Source organism: Hyphomicrobium sp. GJ21 (assembly GCF_001006785.1).
Classification (GTDB): domain Bacteria; phylum Pseudomonadota; class Alphaproteobacteria; order Rhizobiales; family Hyphomicrobiaceae; genus Hyphomicrobium_B.
The window spans coordinates 253533-269925 of sequence record NZ_CDHO01000001.1 but is presented as its reverse complement, the minus strand read 5'-3'; the positions used below and the strand labels follow the sequence as shown (position 1 = coordinate 269925).

The window sequence follows — 16393 nt, the reverse complement described above, 5'->3', positions numbered from 1 at the left end:
AACGACCGGAAGAGGGCAAGGTAAAAGCCCATGCCCAGATCAACGCAAGCCATTGGCATGGCTTGCGTTTTCGCGGGCATGGCGGTCGGTCGCGCGCATACTGCCCGGATTTTGCGAGCGTTTTCAACGCTTCGATATGCACGGCGCGATTTGCGCGCCGATCGGAGCGCCGGCATGAGCGAGCGCGATAGCGACTTCCGCATCAAGCCGGGCCGCGTCCGTTCGACGCGCGCGCCGAGGACAAAGAGCTTCGTCAATCAGGTTCTCGCCGCCGCGCAGCGTGCTGGCCATACGCCCAGAGCAGCGCCGGCGGGCAAGGCAGGCCGGCGCCTCGGCCACTCGACCTTCGGGCGTGGCCGCAACGTCTTCGGCCGCTCCCGAATCTTCTCGCCGCAGCGGCGCGTCGTCATCAAGGCGCGCATCGCCCGCCATCAGGGCAAGGCGTATCGCTCGGCGCCACTGACCAGCCACCTCAGTTATCTCAAGCGCGAGGGCGTGAGCCGCGACGGAGAGAAAGGCGTCATGTTCGACGCCGGAACCGATCGCGCCGATGACTTCGCCTTCATCGAAAGGTGCAAGGACGACCGGCATCATTTCCGGTTCATCGTCTCGCCCGAGGACGCGGCCGAGATGACCGACCTCAAGGCGTTCACCCGCGACCTCGCCCGGCAGATGGAAGCCGATCTCGGCACGCGCCTCGACTGGATCGCCGTCGATCACTGGAACACAGACAATCCCCATGTCCATCTCCTGGTGCGCGGCGTCGACGAGACCGGCGCCGATCTCGTGATCTCGCGCGACTATATCAGCCGGGGCCTACGCTCCCGCGCCATGGACCTGGTCGACATAGAACTCGGCCCGAAGCCCGAACACGAAATTCGCAACGCCCTGGAAAAGGAAATCACCGCCGAGCGCTGGACCCGCATCGATGGCGAGATTCAACGCGCCGCCGACGAAACCGGTTTCATCGATCTGCGGCCCGACCAGAGTGGTCCCTCCGATCCCGAACTGCGCCGCCTCATGGTCGGCCGTCTCCAGCATCTCGAGAAGATGGATCTCGCGTTCGAGGGAGAGCCTGGCCAGTGGACGGTCGGAGTCGGAGCCGAACGCACGCTGCGCGATCTCGCCATCCGCGGCGACATCATCAAGACCATGCACCGCGCCTTCGCCGGGCGCGACCAGGATCGCGGCTTTTCCGATTTCGTGATCGACGGCGGCGCAGCCGAGGCGCCGATCATTGGCCGTCTCGTCGATCGCGGCCTGCATGACGAGCTGAGCGGTGAGGCCTATGCCGTCATCGATGGCGTCGACGGGCGTGCGCATCATGTCCGCTTTCGTGACATCGACGCCTTCGAACGCGCTCCGGCCAATGTCGGCATCGTCGAGGTTCGCCGCTTCGGTGGTTCCGAGGAGGCACGTCCGACCCTCGTACTCGCGACGCGCTCTGATCTCGATCTGCAGGCGCAGGTCACGGCGCCCGGCGCGACCTGGCTCGATCATCGCCTTGTCGAGCGCGAGGCGATGCCGCTCGCACAATCAGGCTTCGGGCAGGAGGTGCGCGACGCCATACATGCGCGGGCCGATCATCTCGCCGATCAGGGACTGGCGCGCCGGGATGGCCAGCGCATCGTCATGCAGCGCGATCTTCTTACGACGCTGCGTCGGCGTGAACTCGATGCCGTCGGCGAGAAGCTCGCGGCCGAGACCGGCCTGCCGCATGTGAAGGCACAGGCCGGCGAGCATGTCGCCGGCACCGTGCGCCAGCGCCTGACGCTGTCCTCCGGCCGCTTCGCGATGATCGACGACGGGCTCGGCTTCCAGCTCGTCCCCTGGTCCCGCGACCTCGAACGCAAGCTCGGCCAGCACGTCGCCGGTGTCGCCAAGGAGGGCGGCGGCATCGAATGGGCGATCGGCCGCAAGCGCGATCTCGGCATCTGACATCAGCAGAAAGGATCTCGCCATGTCCGCGACCAAAATCCTCTGGGGGCAGATTCTCGTCGTCACCCTCATCGTGCTCGCCACCACCTGGGGCGCCACACAATATGTCGCCTGGCAGCTCGGGTTTCAGGCGCAGCTTGGAACACCCTGGTTCAAGCTCGGCGGCGTATCCGTCTACTATCCGCCAGCCTTTTTCTGGTGGTGGTATTTCTACGACGCCTATGCGCCGGGCATTTTCACGGAAGGCGCCTTCATCGCCGCGTCCGGCGGTTTCATCGCGATCGCTGTCGCCATCGGCATGTCGGTCTGGCGCGCGCGTGAGGCCAAGAACGTCGCCACCTACGGCTCGGCGCGATGGGCCGAGAAGAAGGAGGTGGTGGCAGCGGGCCTGCTCGGCGCCGACGGCGTGGTGCTGGGGCGGCTGGACCAGGATTATCTGCGCCACGACGGGCCGGAGCATGTTCTGTGCTTCGCGCCGACGCGATCCGGCAAGGGCGTCGGCCTGGTCGTGCCTTCGCTGCTGACCTGGCCGGGCTCGGCCATCGTCCATGACATCAAGGGCGAGAACTGGCAACTTACCGCCGGGTTTCGCGCAAAACATGGCGGCGTGCTGCTGTTCGATCCGACCAATCCGAAATCGTCCGCCTACAATCCGCTGCTCGAGGTGCGCCGCGGCGAATGGGAAGTCCGTGACGTGCAGAATGTTGCCGATGTCCTGGTCGATCCCGAAGGCTCGCTCGACAAGCGAAATCATTGGGAGAAGACCAGCCACTCGCTTCTCGTCGGCGCGATCCTGCATGTCCTCTATGCCGAGGAGAACAAGACGCTCGCCGGCGTCGCCGCCTTCCTCTCCGATCCGAAGCGATCGATCGAGGCGACGCTGTCGGCGATGATGGCGACGAAGCATCTCGGCGAAGCCGGCCCGCATCCGGTTGTCGCCTCGACGGCGCGCGAACTGTTCAACAAATCCGACAACGAGCGCTCCGGTGTGCTCTCAACCGCCATGTCGTTCCTCGGCCTCTATCGCGACCCTGTCGTCGCGGAGGTGACGAGCCGCTGCGACTGGCGCATCGCCGACCTCACGACCGACGACAAACCCGCCACGCTCTACATGGTCGTGCCGCCATCCGACATTTCGCGGACAAAACCGCTGATCCGCCTTGTCCTCAACCAGATCGGCCGGCGCCTCACCGAGGACCTGCACGCCAAGGAGCGCAAACACCGCATCCTGATGATGCTCGACGAGTTCCCGGCGCTCGGCCGTCTCGACTTCTTCGAATCGGCGCTCGCCTTCATGGCCGGCTACGGCATCAAGAGCTTCCTCATCGCCCAGTCGCTCAACCAGATCGAGAAGGCCTACGGCGCCAACAATTCGATCCTCGACAATTGCCATGTCCGCGTCAGCTTCGCCACCAATGACGAACGGACCGCCAAGCGCGTCTCGGATGCGCTGGGCACCGCGACCGAGATGAAGGCGATGAAGAACTATGCCGGGCACAGGCTCTCGCCCTGGCTTGGCCATCTGATGGTGTCGCGCTCGGAAACCGCCCGGCCGCTGCTCACCCCCGGCGAGATCATGCAGCTCCCGCCGACCGACGAGATCGTCATGGCCGCCGGCACGCCGCCCGTCCGGGCGAAGAAAGCGCGCTACTACGATGATGTCCGGTTTCGCGAACGTGTGCTGCCGCCGCCCGATCCAACGAAATCCGGGCGCACCCGTCATAAGGATGGATGGTCGACGCTCCAGCCCCAAAAGCCCGATCCCGCGCTGATAGCCGCCCACAAGCCCGACAAGGCCAATGCGGGCCTGCGCCGGGAACCCGAGCTTCCCGACCATGTTGCGATCGTCAAGGAGACGACCGAGATGCGTCCCGCCGAGGAGTTCACGCGCATCCTCGACGACGAGCCGGAAGACGTCGCGCGCCAGCGCCAGGCGCTTCGTCGCCAAATGACCGGCATCGCCCGCCAGGTCTCGCTCGATCCCGGCGACGGCATGGAGCTCTGACACCATGCGCGACCGTCTCAATCTCACTTTGCCCGTCGAACTGATCGGACGCATCAATGAGCTTGCCGATCGCAAGAAATTACCTCGATCCGCGATCGTCGAGGCGGCCGTCAGTTCGTTCCTGTCGCCCGACCACGCGGACGCGCGCGAAGCAGCCTTCGCACGCCGGCTCGACAGGCTGTCCCGACAGGTCCAGCGGATGGAGCGCGATCTCGGCGTCACCGCCGAAACACTGGCACTCTATGTGCGCTTCTGGCTGTCGATCACCCCGCCCGTACCACCGGACGCCCACGCTGCCGCGCAGGCCAAAGGTCGCGAGCGGTTTGACGGCTTCGTGGAGACGCTCGGCAAGCGATTGCAGAAAGGCCAGAGCTTTCTGCGCGAGATTCCCGACGACGTTCCGGTCGCCCCTCCAAATGAGGAGCCTAGGTGACCGCTTCGCCACGCACGATGAGAACTATTCCATGAACGTGGCGAGGTTTGCCAACGTCGACCGCAGGCCGACATCGTGATCGGCTTGGCTGATGCCGACGGGGACATTTTCGCAAGTGATAGTCACCTTCGTCCCGGCAGGCGCTGGAGACAGGCTCCACGTCATCCGCATGTCCCCTGCAAAAGCAGGGTCTTCCGATTCAAACGTCACAGCATGAACGACCTTCTCGTCGCGGACGAATTCGATGAACCGGCCCTCGACGATATCCGTGTCCTCAGCGGTCTTGCCCCGCTTCTCGTGATCCCCGCGATAGGTCAGCACCATCCTGTAGCGCCCGCCAACGCGCGGCTCGAATATTTCGACGCGGCCGATCATCCCGGCAGGCGGCAACCATCGTTCCCATGCGCTCCCATCGACGAGCACACGATAGATTGTCTCGGCCGGCGCCGCGATCAAGCGCGCTGCTGAGTCGATCCTTCGCTCTGCACCAGACTTGTCCATCATGGCCCTCCTTGCATCGTCTTGAATGCGCTGCTCCGCCGTTCTCCTGTATTTGCACGCTACGCTACTACGCCTCCGATTTCTTGTTGAAGTCGCCTCAGATCTGGCTCTTTTAATCAGCCCCGCATGGGGATGCGTCTGTCAGTCCCGGCTGGAAATCGGGGCGATATGGCGGTTGTACATCAACATTCGGAACGTCACGCGCGCGGCGCGCGCATGCTGCGCACGGCGCTCGGTCCGGCCATCGCGCGGTTTCTGGAAGATGCTGCTGTCGTCGAGGTGATGCTGAACCCGGACGGGCGCATTTGGATCGACCGTCTCTCCGAAGGGCTGGCTGATACGGGCGAGCGACTGTCGGCAACCGATGGCGAACGCATCGTGCGTCTGGTCGCGCATCACGTCGGCGCGGAGGTTCACGCGCGGAGCCCGCGTGTCTCCGCCGAGCTTCCCGAAACTGGTGAACGCTTCGAAGGGCTGTTGCCGCCGGTCGTCGCCGCGCCTGCCTTCGCCATCCGTAAGCCGGCCGTCGCCGTCTTCACACTCGACGACTATGTGACTGCTGGGATCATGCGCGCCGATCAGGCCGTGACGCTGCGCTCAGCCGTCGCAGCGCGCGCCAACATCCTCGTCGCGGGCGGCACATCGACCGGCAAGACCACGCTGACCAACGCGCTGCTCGCCGAAGTGGCGAAGACCGCCGATCGCGTCGTCATCATCGAGGACACGCGCGAGCTGCAATGCCGCGCGGAAAACCTTGTCTCGCTCCGCACGAAAGACGGCGTCGCCACGCTCTCCGATCTCGTCCGTTCCTCGCTGCGCCTGCGCCCCGACCGCATCCCCATCGGCGAGGTGCGCGGCGCCGAAGCGCTTGATCTCCTCAAAGCCTGGGGCACCGGCCATCCCGGCGGCATCGGCACGATCCATGCCGGAACCGGCATCGGCGCGCTGCGTCGCCTCGAACAGCTCATCCAGGAAGCCGTCGTCACCGTCCCGCGCGCGCTGATCGCCGAGACCATCGACCTCGTTGCCGTCCTCTCCGGCCGCGGGTCCGCGCGCCGGCTCGCCGAACTCGCCCGCGTCGAAGGGCTCGGCGCTGACGGCGACTACCACATCACCGCTGCCACCTCGAACCCCATGGAGCCCGCATGATCCGTACAGCCATCCATATCCGCCGCACCGTCGCAACGGCTGTCGCCGTCGCCACCATCAATCTCATCCTCGCACCAGTCGCTTACGCCTCCGGTTCGTCGATGCCGTGGGAACAACCGCTTCAGAAAATCCTTCAGTCGATCGAAGGTCCGGTCGCCAAGATCGTCGCCGTCATCATCATCATCGCGACCGGCCTGGCGCTTGCGTTCGGCGATACTTCGGGCGGCTTTCGCCGCCTGATCCAGATCGTCTTCGGGCTTTCGATCGCCTTCGCCGCGTCGAGCTTCTTCCTGTCCTTCTTCTCCTTCGGCGGCGGGGCGCTCATCTGATGGCGGTCGCCTTCGAGCAACTCGACGCCGTTCCGGGATATTCGGTCCCGGTCCATCGTGCGCTGACCGAGCACATCCTGCTCGGCGGCGCACCGCGCTCCATCGCGATCCTCAACGGGACGCTGGCCGGGGCCGTGGGCCTCGGCCTGCGCCTCTGGCTGGTCGGCCTCCTCATCTGGGCCGTCGGCCATTTCGCGGCGGTGTGGGCGGCGAAACGCGATCCGCTCTTCGTGGAAGTCGGCCGCCGCCATCTGCGCATCCCCGGTCATCTGTCGGTCTGAGGAGCGCAATCCATGATGAATCTCGCCGAATATCGCCGTTCCGCCAGCCGCCTTGCCGACTATCTGCCGTGGGTCGCACTCGTTGCCGAAGGCATCGTGCTCAACAAGGACGGCAGCTTCCAGCGCACGGCGCGCTTTCGCGGTCCCGATCTCGATTCCGCCGTCGCGGCCGAACTAGTCGCCGTCGCCGGACGCATCAACAACGCCTTTCGTCGCCTCGGCTCCGGCTGGAGCATTTTTGTCGAAGCGCAGCGTTATGAGGCCGCGACCTATCCTGCGAGCCAGTTTCCCGATCCTGCCTCTGGTCTGCTCGACGCCGAGCGCAAGGCCGATTTTGAGGAAGCGGGCAGCCATTTCGTCTCGGGCTACTTTCTCACCTTCCTCTATCTGCCGCCGGCCGAGGACGCCGCGCGCACCGAAGCGTGGCTCTATGAAGGCCGAGAAAAGTCAGGCGTCGATCCGCACGAGGTGCTGCGGGCTTTCACCGACCGCACCGACCGCGTGCTGGCGCTGCTCGACGGCTTCATGCCGGAATGCGCCTGGCTCGATGATAGCGAGACGCTGACTTACCTCCATTCCTGCGTTTCGACGAAACGTCATCGCGTCCGTGTTCCCGAGATGCCGATCTATCTCGACGCGCTGCTGGCTGATCAGTCGCTGACCGGCGGGCTGGAGCCACGCCTTGGCGATCAGCACGTTCGCATCCTCACCGTCACCGGTTTCCCGACCGCGACGACGCCCGGCCTGCTCGACGACCTCAACCGTCTGGCGTTCCCGTATCGCTGGTCCACCCGCGCGATCCTGCTCGACAAGACCGACGCGACGAAGCTGCTCGCCAGAATCCGCCGCCAGTGGTTCGCCAAGCGCAAGTCCATCGCCGCGATCCTCAAGGAAGTCATGACCAACGAGGCATCCGCCCTCGTGGATACCGACGCTGCAAACAGGGCCGCCGACGCGGACATGGCCTTGCAGGAGCTTGGGCAGGATGTCGCCGGCATGGCCTATGTCACCGCGACGATCACGGTCTGGGACGCCGATCCGCGTCTCGCCGACGAGAAGCTGCGGCTGGTCGAGAAGGTCATTCAGGGCCGCGACTTCACGGCCATGATCGAAGGTGTGAACGCCGTCGATGCCTGGCTCGGCTCGCTCCCCGGACATGCCTACGCCAATGTCCGCCAGCCGCCCATCAGCACCTTGAATCTCGCCCACATGATCCCCCTGAGCGCCGTGTGGGCGGGGCCGGAACGGGATGAGCACTTCGGGTCGCCCCCCTTGCTCTATGGCAAGACCGATGGAAGCACCCCGTTCCGGTTATCCCTTCATGTCGGAGACGTCGGCCACACGCTGGTCGTCGGCCCGACCGGCGCGGGCAAGTCCGTGCTGCTCGCGCTGATGGCGCTTCAGTTCCGGCGCTACGATCGTTCTCAGGCCTTCGCCTTCGATTTCGGCGGCAGCATCAGGGCGGCTGCGCTCGCCATGGGAGGCGACTGGCACGATCTCGGCGGCGGCCTGACCGAAGGCTCCGACGCTTCCGTTTCGCTCCAACCGCTCGCGCGCATCCACGACACCTATGAGCGTGCCTGGGCGGCCGATTGGATCGTGGCGATCCTGATGCGCGAGGGCATCGCGATCACCCCCGAAGCCAAGGAGCATATCTGGACGGCGCTGACCTCGCTCGCCTCCGCGCCGGTCGAGGAACGCACCATTACGGGCCTCAGCGTCCTGCTCCAGTCGAACGACTTGAAGCAGGCATTGCGCCCGTATTGCGTCGGTGGCGCCTATGGCCGGCTGCTCGACGCCGAGGCCGAGCAGCTCGGCCGTGCCGCCGTGCAGGCATTCGAGATCGAGGGGCTGGTCGGCACCGGGGCGGCTCCGGCCGTACTGTCCTACCTGTTCCATCGCATCGGCGACCGGCTCGACGGACGGCCGACGCTGCTCATCATCGACGAAGGCTGGCTTGCGCTGGACGATGAAGGCTTCGCCGGCCAGCTCCGCGAATGGCTGAAGACCCTGCGCAAGAAGAACGCATCTGTCATCTTCGCCACGCAGTCGCTATCGGACATCGACGGGAGCAATATCGCGCCGGCCATCATCGAGAGCTGCCCGACACGGCTGCTCCTGCCGAACGAACGCGCGATCGAGCCGCAGATCACGGCGATCTATCGCCGCTTCGGTCTCAACGATCGCCAGATCGAGATCCTGGCGCGGGCGACGCCCAAACGCGACTATTACTGCCAGTCGCGGCGCGGCAACCGCCTGTTCGAGCTGGGCCTGTCCGAAGTCGGCCTCGCGCTCTGCGCCGCCTCCTCGAAATCCGACCAGACGCTGATCGCCAACCTCGTCGCCGAACATGGCCGCGAAGGCTTCCTCGCCGCGTGGCTGCGCGCCCGCGACGCCGGATGGGCGGCCGATCTCATCCCGACTTTCCCGTCCCTCATCCCCCAAGCCGAAAAGGAGATTGCATGATGAAGACCCGTTTTATCCGCTCGCGCGCCGTAATGCTGGCCGCGACCATGCTCGCGGCGCCCATCGCGCTCACACCGATGCTCGCAACGCCCGCGCACGCACTGATCGTGTTCGATCCGTCGAACTATGCGCAGAACGTGCTGACCGCCGCGCGCTCACTCGAACAGATCACCAATCAGATCACGTCGCTCCAGAACCAAGCGCAGATGCTCATCAACCAGGCGCGCAATCTGGCGAACCTGCCGTATTCCGCGCTCCAGCAGCTTCAGCAGAACGTCCAGCGCACCCAGCAGCTTCTCAGCCAGGCGCAGAACATCGCCTTCAATGTCCAGCAGATCGACCAGATTTTCAGCCAAAAATACGGGAGCGTCTCGATGTCGGCGACCGATCAGCAACTCATCACCGACGCGCGCTCGCGCTGGCAGAACACGGTCGGCGGTTTGCAGGACGCGATGCGCGTGCAGGCGGGTGTCGTCAGCAATATCGACAGCAACCGCACGCAGATGTCGGCGCTGGTCAGCCAGAGCCAGTCGGCGACCGGCGCGTTGCAAGCGACACAGGCCGGCAACCAGCTCCTCGCGCTTCTCGCCCAGCAGCTTGCCGATCTCACCGCTGTCGGCGCCGCCAATGGCCGCGCGCAGATGCTGACCGAAGCCGAGCGCACGGCTGCCGCCGAACAGGGCCGCGAGCGGCGCCGCCGCTTTCTAGCGCCGGGCAGCGGCTACCAGCCCGGCAACGCGCAGATGTTCAACGGCAACTGAGAACCAGAAGTGAGCATCGTCATGGACGGCAAGATGCTGGCGCGCATCGGCGCAATCATGTTCGTCGCGGTCGCCATTACGGCGACGGCGATCGAGCTGACCCGCAAGGACGACGCGCCGACATCTTCGTCAATGCCGCAGCTCCGCCCCGCAACCGATCCGCTGCGCGACGCGCAGCGCCGCTGTCAGCAGCTCGGGCAGGCCGCGGCGAACGACGCCGAATGCCTGCGCGTCTGGGCCGAGACCCGCGACCGCTTCCTCGGAAAGACGCCGGCGCCCACCGCGCCTCTCACTCCGGAAGGGCGGTGATGCATGGGTAGCGGCGTTATCGACAATTTCCTCGGCGTTTTTACCCGCTATATCGACTCCGGCTTCGGGCTGCTGTCCGGCGAGGTCGCATTCGTGGCGAGCACGCTGATCGTCATCGACGTGACGCTGGCGGCCCTGTTCTGGAGCTGGGGCGCCGATGACGACATCATCGCGCGCCTCGTCAAGAAGACGCTGTTCGTCGGTGTCTTCGCCTATCTGATTTCCAGCTGGAACAATCTCGCCAAGATTGTCTTCGACAGCTTCGCCGGCCTCGGCCTGAAGGCGAGCGGGACGGGGTTTTCGGCGGCGGACCTGATGCGTCCCGGCAAGGTCGCGCAGACAGGCCTCGACGCCGCCCGGCCGTTGCTCGACGCGATCTCGCCCCTGATGGGCTGGATCTCGGTATTCGAGAACCTGATTCAGATCGTCTGCCTGCTCTTCGCCTGGGCGCTGGTGATCCTCGCCTTCTTCATTCTGGCGATCCAGCTCTTCGTCACCCTCATCGAATTCAAGTTGTCGACGCTCGCCGGCTTCGTGCTGATTCCCTTCGGCCTGTTCGGCAAGACCGCCTTTATGGCCGAGCGGGTGCTCGGCAATGTCATCTCCTCCGGCATCAAGGTTCTCGTCCTTGCGGTCATCATCGGCATCGGTTCGACGCTGTTTTCGCAGTTCACGCAGAGCGCCAGCGCGCAGACGCTGACTGTCGATCAGGCCATGGCCATCGTGCTGGCCGCGCTGTCGTTGCTCGGTCTCGGCATCTTCGGTCCCGGCATCGCCAATGGTCTCGTCTCCGGCGGTCCGCAGCTTGGCGCGGGCGCCGCCGTGGGAACCGGCCTTGCAGTCGGGGGCGCGGCAGTGGCTGCCGCCGGAGCGGCGGGCCTGGCCGCCAAGGGAGGAGCAGCGGCCATCTCGGGCGGCTCGGCGGCCGTTCGTGGCGGCGCCACGGCTGCCGGCGCCGCTTCGTCAGCCTACACTCTTGGTTCTCTCGGGCAGTCTGGCGCATCCCGCGTGGCCTCCGGCCTTGGTGGCGTCGCGCGCGCCGCCGGCTCGGCCGTCGCATCACCGCTACGCCGCGCCGCCGCCCGCGCCGGCGAGAGCGTCAAATCAAGCAACGCTGATGGCGCGAAAGCCGGATTCGCCATGACAGGCGGCGCCTCGACCAAGGGAACGGTGGGGAGCGCCCCTGCAGCCGATGCCTCATCCGCCGAAAGCCAGGCAACGGTAAGCGGCGGCGCGCCCGGCTGGGCCAGGCGCATGAAGCGCCATCAGGCCGTGAGCCACGGCGTCAGCGCCGTTGCTCATGCCGTCCGCTCCGGCGACAGCCACGGCTCCGGCTCCTCCGTCAACCTCTCCGAAAGCGACCGCTCATGAACCCCTTCAGACGCCCCGCCGCACATTACGGCAAGACACCACAACCCGAGACGCCCTACCAGCGCGCTGCCCAAGTATGGGACGAGCGCATCGGCTCGGCCCGCATACAGGCGAAGAACTGGCGCTACATGGCCTTCGGATCGCTGATCCTGTCGGCCGGCTTCGCCGCCGCGCTTGTCTGGCAATCCGTTCGCGGGACCGTCGTGCCGTGGGTGGTGCAGATCGACAATCTCGGCCAGGCGCAAACCGTCGCGGCCGCTACGGCCGACTATCGCCCGACCGATCCGCAAGTGGCCTGGCATCTCGCCCGCTTCGTCGAACAGGTCAGGAGCATTCCAGCCGATCCGATCATCGTCCGGCAGAATTGGCTGCGCGCCTATGAATGGACAACCGATCGCGGCGCGGCCGCGCTCAACGATTATGCCCGCGCCAACGACCCCTTCGCCAAGGTCGGCAAGCAGCAGGTCGCGGTGGAAGTCTCCAGCGTCATCCGCGCTTCGGCGGATTCCTTCCGCGTCGCCTGGATTGAGCGTCGATACGAGGACGGAAAACTCTCCGCGACCGAGCGCTGGACCGCGATCCTGACCATCGTGGTTCAACCGCCGCGCGACGCCGAACGGCTCAAGGCCAATCCGCTCGGCATCTACATCCACGCAATCTCATGGTCGCGGGAGATGAGCCAATGACCGGGCCGACGATCCGCAAAGGCGGGATGCCATCTTTCCGTAAATACGCAATCGCGGCTTTGCTGCTTTCCGCAAGCGCGCTTGCGGGCTGCGCCAGCAAGCCGCCGGAGATTACCTACGATTCAAGCGTGCCGCCTTTGCCCGCCGTTCCGGCCGCTGTCACCGATGACCGCCCGAAGCCGCTGCATGTTCCACCAGCGTGGACGCCTGCACGCGGAGGTGTCGCCGCAGGCACGCCGACAGCCCGCGTTGAGAACGCCAACGCCGCCGCCCGCGTTCAGCCGCGCCGCGAAAGCTATTACAACGCGATCCAGATTTATCCGTGGTCGGATGGCGCGCTCTACCAGGTCTATGCCGCGCCGGGACAGATCACCGACATCGCGCTCGAGCCCGGTGAAAGCCTGACCGGCGCAGGCCCGATCGCAGCGGGCGACACCGCGCGCTGGATCATCGGCGACACCGAGAGCGGCAGCGGCGCCACGCGGCGCGTCCATGTGCTGGTGAAGCCTTCGCGCGCCGACATCACGACCAATCTCGTCGTCACCACCGACCGGCGCACCTACATGCTCGAACTGCGCTCCGGCCAGAAGCCCTATATGCCCGCTGTCGCCTGGGCTTATCCGCAATCCCCCAGCCAGCGGCAGGCCATGCCGGCGACGCCGGTCATTCCGGCCGCCGCCGAGCGCAACTATCGCTATGGCCTCACCGGCGACAATCCACCTTGGAAACCCATCGCTGTCTATGACGACGGCCGCCGCGTCTATGTCGAATTCCCGCGTGGCATCGTGCAAGGCGAGATGCCGCCGATCTTCGTGATCGGCCCTGAGGGCGAGACACAGATCGCCAATACACGCATCCATCAACACATTCTGATCGTCGATCGCCTGTTCGGCGCGGCCGAGCTGCGCCTCGGCAGCGGCGACCGCCAGCAGACCGTTCGTATCGTCCGGACCGACGGGAGGCCGTCATAATGAGCGACAATTCAACCAATACCGCTGCCCCGATGCGTCTTCGTGCCGAGCCGCCGCGCGTCACCCGCCTGTCGCGCAAGGTGCTCGCCAGCGTCGCGGCCGTTGCCCTGGTCGGCATCGGCGGATCGCTGATCTACGCCCTCCAGACCCGCAATGCCGGAAAGGAGGGCGAGGAGCTGTATTCGACCGGCAACCGGCAGCCCGCCGATGGTCTCGCCGGCCTGCCGCGCGACTATACTGGCCCCGTTCTCGGGCCGCCGCTGCCGGGCGATCTCGGTCGGCCGATCCTGTCCGCACAGAATGCAGGCCAACCCGTCGTGCCGCCTGTCGTTCCGGCGCCCGCCGTCGACGAGACCGAGCAACGCCGTCGCGCCGAGGAGGAAGCCGCCCGCACCAGCACCGTGTTCTTCCAGTCGCGGGCAGGTTCGCCGGCCGCGGCCGGAACACCAACGCCGGGCTTTGCCGGCTTCGACATGCCGGGCCTGTCAGGGCTGCCCGGTCAGCAGACGGCGCAGGACAAGCAACTCGCATTCCTGAACGCGCCCGTCGATCGCCGCACGACCTCGTCGGATCGCGTCATGGCGCCAGCTTCGCCATTCGTGCTCCAGGCCGGCGCCGTCATTCCGGCCGCGCTCATCACCGGCATCCGTTCCGATTTGCCAGGTCAGATCACCGCGCAGGTGACCGAGAACATCTATGACAGTCCCACGGGCCGCATCCTGCTCGTGCCGCAGGGCGCCCGCATGATCGGCCAATATGACAACAACGTGCAGTTCGGGCAGCGCCGTGTGCTGCTCGTCTGGAACCGCATCATCATGCCGAACGGTCGCTCCATCGTGCTGGAGCGCCAGCCCGGCGCCGACACGCAAGGCTATGCCGGGCTTGAAGATGGCGTCGATTACCACTGGTGGGATCTCGCCAAGGCTGCCGGCCTCTCCACTTTGCTCGCGGTTGGCTCCGAACTCGCCATCAGCGACGAGAACCGGCTGCTGCGCGCAATCCGCAGCGGCGGGCAGAACACCATCAATGACGCTGGCCAGCAGATCGTCCGCCGTCAGCTCAATGTCGCGCCGACGCTGACCATCCGGCCGGGATTCCCGGTCAGGATTGTAGTGACGAGAGATTTGATACTCGAGGCATACAGAGGATAATCCCATGACCAAACTAAAACTCGGCCCCATCGCCGACGACAGACCGGTGAAGATCGCACTGGAACTGCCGGCGGCCTTGCATCGCGATCTCTTGGAATATGGTCGTCTGCTGGCCGAAGGCGCGACGCCGATCGAACCCGCCAAGCTGATCGTGCCGATGCTGGAGCGCTTCATCGCCACGGATCGCGGATTCGCGAAGGCGCGGCGCATCTCCGGTTCCGCGAAGCTTTGACCTGCACTGGCGCCGGATTTCCTTCCCCCTCGACCGCTCTCGCTCCCCCAATCGTATTGTCATCGGAGCGGGTTCTATGTCCGAATCTTTGAGGCCATCAAACGCGCGAGGTTCAACAGCCGGTCGGCAGCGGGATTGTTGTTCATCGGCGACCACACAACGCTGAACGGCAGGATTTCGTTGCGCATCGGCCGATAGCTGATCCCCGGAATCTGCATCGCGGTCGTCGCCTCGCTGGTCAGCGTCAATCCTCGCTCGGGGGAGACGAATGCCAGAATACTATCCCGCCCGACGAATTGCGCATTGATTTCCGGATGCTGGCCCAGGTCCGCAAGGTGCTGGACCAGATAGTCGCGGATCTCCTCGCCGGGCGCCCTGTCGCTGACGATGAACTTTTCTCCCAACAGATCCACCCAATCCAATTCGTCATGTTTGCAGAGAGGATGTCCACTCGGCAGCACCAGAAACACACGCTCAGACCAGAGCTGCTCAGTCTCGCATTCCGACCAATGGATTGTTCCGGTAATGAAGGCCACGTCCAGCCGAAGCTGTCGAATTGCCGCGATATGTTCGGAAGGATTTCCGTCGATCAGTTCGACATAGACCCCAGGATGCACCTTCGCGAAAGCATCCAGAAGTTCGCGTAGAAAGCCGGAGGCTATCGAGGAGAAAATGCCAGTTCTGATCCTTCCTTCTCGCCCGTGCGCGACGACGGCGGCGTCTCCAGCTCCCTCCTGAACATGGCGAAGCGCGCGTTTCGCTCGCGGCAAAAAGCGCTCACCGGCGCTTGTGAGCTCAACGCCCCAACTGCATCGCTGGAAAACGGCGACGCCGAGATGCCCCTCAAGGTCGCGAATGCGGCGGCTGATTGCCGATTCCTGGACGCGAAGCGCAGCACTGGCCTTGCGGAAGCTGCCATGCTCGACCGCCGCTACAAAATAGCGCAGGTGTCGAAGTTCGATCGCAGAAATCCGTGTGCCATTCGCGCAATCTCCGCGCAGGGAGCCGGCAACAGCACTCCCTGCACGGGACGCTGTCATTTTGCCCTTTCTCTTTTCGTGACAGTGAGACGACCGTTGACCCCTTCCGCCTCGAACTTCACCTCGTCTCTGACCTTCACCGCCTTCAGCATTGCCGGGGCGGCGGCAACGAACACCATGGCCATGCCATCCATATCCAGATTCTCGATCGGCCCGTGCTTGAGCGTCACCTTGTTCTGGCCTTGATCGATTTTGGTCACTTGGCCTTGGGTCGGAATCGTCTGGGCCGACACGGCCGTTGAGAAGATAGCTGCGGCCCTGGCTATGGTAAGTTTACGCCCCATCCCTTGTATGCGGGCGCGCGCCGCCGATAACAGCATGACAGTATTCACGTCTTGCCCTCCTGACGCAGCCGCTTGTAGAGGGCTTCGACGGCATCGGAAAAATCCAGCAACGTGTTTTTCGCGCAATGATCTTCCAGAAACTGAAGTTGATTGACGAGGCCGAAGGTTGCGGGATTAAGATCCAACCCCTCATCGACGCCGGGAGGCCTGCTCAGGATGATTCCGCTCATGTAGCCTTGAGCCCACGCCAGATAGTCTCTCCGAACCAACGGATTCGATCTGACGTCATCGTTGAACTGGCGGCATGTCGCAGCGCCCAAGCCGACAATCTTTGCCTTTGGCGCTTCCGCCCGCAGGTCCCGCCCTGCGTCGGCTGCAAGCAAGGCAAGCGAAGACAGGGTCAGTAGACCAAACAAGCGGCCAACGCTCCCGCCGGCGAACCGGACGAATTTGGTCGCATTGCGGATGCGGCGGCACGATGCTGCG

The 16393-nt window shown here is 65.0% G+C and carries 18 protein-coding genes; 14 read left to right on the top strand and 4 right to left on the bottom strand.

Annotated features, from left to right (window positions below; genetic code table 11):
* Positions 1-174 precede the first annotated feature (174 nt).
* The 3 genes from HYPGJ_RS01330 to HYPGJ_RS01320 are packed head-to-tail and all read left to right on the top strand — an operon-like array spanning position 175 to position 4376.
* Entirely contained in the window at positions 175-1938 is a 1764-nt protein-coding gene (locus HYPGJ_RS01330; protein WP_046845799.1) for a DUF3363 domain-containing protein, read from the top strand.
* A 22-nt stretch (positions 1939-1960) separates the two neighbouring features.
* Positions 1961-3943, top strand: a complete 1983-nt coding sequence (locus tag HYPGJ_RS01325; RefSeq protein WP_046845514.1) for a conjugal transfer protein TraG — start codon at positions 1961-1963, stop codon at positions 3941-3943.
* A 4-nt stretch (positions 3944-3947) separates the two neighbouring features.
* The gene (locus HYPGJ_RS01320) at positions 3948-4376 is read left to right on the top strand and encodes a ribbon-helix-helix protein, CopG family (protein ID WP_046845513.1); all 429 of its coding nucleotides are present in this window, start codon (positions 3948-3950) and stop codon (positions 4374-4376) included.
* 24 nt (positions 4377-4400) lie between these two features.
* Here HYPGJ_RS01320 and HYPGJ_RS01315 read toward each other — a convergent pair whose 3' ends face one another.
* Complete coding sequence (locus HYPGJ_RS01315; protein WP_046845798.1) at positions 4401-4877, bottom strand: SRPBCC domain-containing protein; 477 nt, start codon at positions 4875-4877, stop codon at positions 4401-4403.
* Positions 4878-5045: 168 nt separating this feature from the next.
* On the opposite strand from HYPGJ_RS01315, the gene trbB reads away from it, so the two are divergent.
* From trbB to HYPGJ_RS01260, 11 genes are read left to right on the top strand one after another with little or no spacing between them, the layout of a single operon-like run.
* Complete coding sequence (trbB, locus tag HYPGJ_RS01310) at positions 5046-6026, top strand: P-type conjugative transfer ATPase TrbB (RefSeq protein WP_046845512.1); 981 nt, start codon at positions 5046-5048, stop codon at positions 6024-6026.
* Entirely contained in the window at positions 6023-6355 is a 333-nt protein-coding gene (locus tag HYPGJ_RS01305) for a TrbC/VirB2 family protein (protein ID WP_046845511.1), read from the top strand. Before trbB ends, HYPGJ_RS01305 begins: the two co-directional genes overlap by 4 nt.
* A complete protein-coding gene (locus tag HYPGJ_RS01300; protein WP_046845510.1) occupies positions 6355-6636 on the top strand; it encodes a VirB3 family type IV secretion system protein in 282 nt (93 codons plus the stop codon). The genes HYPGJ_RS01305 and HYPGJ_RS01300 overlap by 1 nt, the downstream gene beginning before the upstream one ends.
* 12 nt (positions 6637-6648) lie before the next feature.
* Complete coding sequence (trbE, locus tag HYPGJ_RS01295; RefSeq protein ID WP_046845509.1) at positions 6649-9102, top strand: conjugal transfer protein TrbE; 2454 nt, start codon at positions 6649-6651, stop codon at positions 9100-9102.
* Positions 9102-9863 (top strand): P-type conjugative transfer protein TrbJ, encoded by a 762-nt coding sequence (gene trbJ / locus HYPGJ_RS01290; protein WP_046845797.1) that lies wholly within the window; start codon positions 9102-9104, stop codon positions 9861-9863. Before trbE ends, trbJ begins: the two co-directional genes overlap by 1 nt.
* A 21-nt stretch (positions 9864-9884) precedes the next feature.
* Complete coding sequence (trbK-alt, locus tag HYPGJ_RS01285; protein ID WP_046845796.1) at positions 9885-10172, top strand: putative entry exclusion protein TrbK-alt; 288 nt, start codon at positions 9885-9887, stop codon at positions 10170-10172.
* Between the two features lie 3 nt (positions 10173-10175).
* Positions 10176-11543, top strand: a complete 1368-nt coding sequence (gene trbL, locus HYPGJ_RS01280; protein WP_046845508.1) for a P-type conjugative transfer protein TrbL — start codon at positions 10176-10178, stop codon at positions 11541-11543.
* Entirely contained in the window at positions 11540-12229 is a 690-nt protein-coding gene (gene trbF / locus HYPGJ_RS01275) for a conjugal transfer protein TrbF (RefSeq protein WP_046845507.1), read from the top strand. Before trbL ends, trbF begins: the two co-directional genes overlap by 4 nt.
* 26 nt (positions 12230-12255) lie before the next feature.
* Positions 12256-13200, top strand: coding sequence for a P-type conjugative transfer protein TrbG (gene trbG / locus HYPGJ_RS01270; protein ID WP_101536104.1), 945 nt, complete (start codon positions 12256-12258; stop codon positions 13198-13200).
* Positions 13200-14351: a TrbI/VirB10 family protein gene (locus HYPGJ_RS01265; protein ID WP_046845505.1), complete on the top strand. Its 1152-nt coding sequence runs from the start codon at positions 13200-13202 to the stop codon at positions 14349-14351. The genes trbG and HYPGJ_RS01265 overlap by 1 nt, the downstream gene beginning before the upstream one ends.
* Positions 14352-14355: 4 nt before the next feature.
* Positions 14356-14583: a DUF2274 domain-containing protein gene (locus HYPGJ_RS01260; protein WP_046845504.1), complete on the top strand. Its 228-nt coding sequence runs from the start codon at positions 14356-14358 to the stop codon at positions 14581-14583.
* 74 nt (positions 14584-14657) lie between these two features.
* Here the strand turns inward: HYPGJ_RS01260 and HYPGJ_RS01255 are convergent, their stop codons facing one another.
* The 3 genes from HYPGJ_RS01255 to HYPGJ_RS01245 are packed head-to-tail and all read right to left on the bottom strand — an operon-like array spanning position 14658 to position 16323.
* Positions 14658-15623 (bottom strand): LysR family transcriptional regulator, encoded by a 966-nt coding sequence (locus tag HYPGJ_RS01255; RefSeq protein WP_083983989.1) that lies wholly within the window; start codon positions 15621-15623, stop codon positions 14658-14660.
* Complete coding sequence (locus HYPGJ_RS01250) at positions 15620-15907, bottom strand: copper-binding protein (protein ID WP_046845794.1); 288 nt, start codon at positions 15905-15907, stop codon at positions 15620-15622. Before HYPGJ_RS01250 ends, HYPGJ_RS01255 begins: the two co-directional genes overlap by 4 nt.
* A gap of 44 nt (positions 15908-15951) precedes the next feature.
* On the bottom strand, positions 15952-16323 hold the full coding sequence (locus tag HYPGJ_RS01245; RefSeq protein ID WP_101536103.1) for a hypothetical protein: 372 nt from the start codon (positions 16321-16323) through the stop codon (positions 15952-15954).
* Positions 16324-16393: the final 70 nt, after the last annotated feature.

Coding starts and splice junctions, on each gene's coding strand:
- HYPGJ_RS01330 (WP_046845799.1), top strand. CDS start 175: ATGAGCGAGCGCGATAGCGACTTCCGCATCAAGCCGGGCCGCGTCCGT.
- HYPGJ_RS01325 (WP_046845514.1), top strand. CDS start 1,961: ATGTCCGCGACCAAAATCCTCTGGGGGCAGATTCTCGTCGTCACCCTC.
- HYPGJ_RS01320 (WP_046845513.1), top strand. CDS start 3,948: ATGCGCGACCGTCTCAATCTCACTTTGCCCGTCGAACTGATCGGACGC.
- HYPGJ_RS01315 (WP_046845798.1), bottom strand. CDS start 4,877: ATGGACAAGTCTGGTGCAGAGCGAAGGATCGACTCAGCAGCGCGCTTG.
- trbB (WP_046845512.1), top strand. CDS start 5,046: ATGGCGGTTGTACATCAACATTCGGAACGTCACGCGCGCGGCGCGCGC.
- HYPGJ_RS01305 (WP_046845511.1), top strand. CDS start 6,023: ATGATCCGTACAGCCATCCATATCCGCCGCACCGTCGCAACGGCTGTC.
- HYPGJ_RS01300 (WP_046845510.1), top strand. CDS start 6,355: ATGGCGGTCGCCTTCGAGCAACTCGACGCCGTTCCGGGATATTCGGTC.
- trbE (WP_046845509.1), top strand. CDS start 6,649: ATGATGAATCTCGCCGAATATCGCCGTTCCGCCAGCCGCCTTGCCGAC.
- trbJ (WP_046845797.1), top strand. CDS start 9,102: ATGAAGACCCGTTTTATCCGCTCGCGCGCCGTAATGCTGGCCGCGACC.
- trbK-alt (WP_046845796.1), top strand. CDS start 9,885: ATGGACGGCAAGATGCTGGCGCGCATCGGCGCAATCATGTTCGTCGCG.
- trbL (WP_046845508.1), top strand. CDS start 10,176: ATGGGTAGCGGCGTTATCGACAATTTCCTCGGCGTTTTTACCCGCTAT.
- trbF (WP_046845507.1), top strand. CDS start 11,540: ATGAACCCCTTCAGACGCCCCGCCGCACATTACGGCAAGACACCACAA.
- trbG (WP_101536104.1), top strand. CDS start 12,256: ATGCCATCTTTCCGTAAATACGCAATCGCGGCTTTGCTGCTTTCCGCA.
- HYPGJ_RS01265 (WP_046845505.1), top strand. CDS start 13,200: ATGAGCGACAATTCAACCAATACCGCTGCCCCGATGCGTCTTCGTGCC.
- HYPGJ_RS01260 (WP_046845504.1), top strand. CDS start 14,356: ATGACCAAACTAAAACTCGGCCCCATCGCCGACGACAGACCGGTGAAG.
- HYPGJ_RS01255 (WP_083983989.1), bottom strand. CDS start 15,623: ATGACAGCGTCCCGTGCAGGGAGTGCTGTTGCCGGCTCCCTGCGCGGA.
- HYPGJ_RS01250 (WP_046845794.1), bottom strand. CDS start 15,907: ATGGGGCGTAAACTTACCATAGCCAGGGCCGCAGCTATCTTCTCAACG.